Source organism: Rhizobium giardinii bv. giardinii H152, assembly GCF_000379605.1.
In the GTDB taxonomy this organism is placed as follows: domain Bacteria; phylum Pseudomonadota; class Alphaproteobacteria; order Rhizobiales; family Rhizobiaceae; genus Pararhizobium; species Pararhizobium giardinii.
Genome location: NZ_KB902620.1, coordinates 1 through 1,251, shown reverse-complemented (window position 1 = coordinate 1,251; position 1,251 = coordinate 1). Strand labels below are relative to the sequence as shown.

Here is a 1,251-nt window from a genome sequence, read left to right as displayed (position 1 = left end):
TCGCAGGGGAGGGACATTGATCGGCAGAACATTCAACCGGTGATAAAGGTCCTCGCGAAAGCGGCCCACCCTCACCAGCTCAAGAAGATGTGTGTTAGTCGCGCAGACGATTCCCAGGTCGACGCTGACCGGATTAGTGCCGCCGACGCGGACGAGTTCGTTCATCTGCAGAACGCGCAGCAAACTGCCCTGAAGCGCGAGCGGCATGTCGCCGATCTCGTCCAGGAATAGCACCCCACCTGCGGCAAGCTCGAACTTGCCGGGTTTGCCCTGGCTGCGAGCACCCGTGAAAGCACCACCTTCATAACCGAAGAGTTCGGCTTCGATGAGCTCGCTGGGTATGGAAGCGCAGTTAATCCACACAAAGGGTCCAGTACGCCTGTCCGACAATGCATGCAGCGCATGCGCGGCCAGTTCCTTGCCCGCGCCGGTCTCGCCACAAATCATCACAGGCAACTCATACGCAGCGGCCATCTTGATGGCGTCACGATAGGAATCCATCAACTCACCCGTGCCGATGATGTCATCCAGGCTGAACTTCGATTGCCATGCTCTGGGACGTTGCGGAAGGGCGAGTTCCGCTTTCGATATGCGGCTGTAGGTTTTCTTCAAGGCATCGTAGTCGGAAAACAGGGCAAGGCCGACCGCGCCGATGATCTTGCCGTCCCGGTGCACCGGAACTTGCTTCGTCACCAGTTTATGGCCACGCACCTCGAGCGGATAACCGACATGGGTGCCGATCCCGCGTGCAACGAAATGGAGCCTGGTCTGCGGCCCAACCACATCGGTTATGTGACGCCCTAAGAAGTCATCGGCCTCACCGCCCAGCAGTCGGCAGTAGGGCTCATTGATCAAGACGATTGTCCCTGCTGTATCGACGGCAACGAGGCAGTCCGACACGTGATCGAGCACGAGGCGGAGAAACCCGGCTTCTTCCGACGAACCTGCGAACCACTCCGGAAGCGTCATCTCAGCCTGACCTGGTTGGAGCCCGATGAATTGCGTGACCGTAACTCTATCGACAAATCGTCTCTTAAGCGAGACAAGATATGTCTCCATTAGGTGACGGTGTGCGCAGGAAGCTGACGTACAAGTTTCTTCCGTGGGGGGCATGGCCGTCGAATTTCGCACAAGTTTCCAAGCGGTTAATCAATGTATTCGTCGAAAGCTGCGAACTGGCCCGACCCTTGCGATGTTCCCTGTGTAAAAACCTAAAAGGGGAGCAGAAATGATGCATATCGAAACCATGAT

1 protein-coding gene is annotated in these 1,251 nt (G+C 56.9%); it reads right to left on the bottom strand.

Annotated elements, in window-relative coordinates; genetic code table 11:
• Window positions 1–969, bottom strand: a 969-nt coding sequence (locus A3AY_RS35025; RefSeq protein WP_018325708.1) for a sigma-54 interaction domain-containing protein, incomplete at its 3' end; no start/stop codon positions are given.
• Window positions 970–1,251 lie beyond the last annotated feature (282 nt).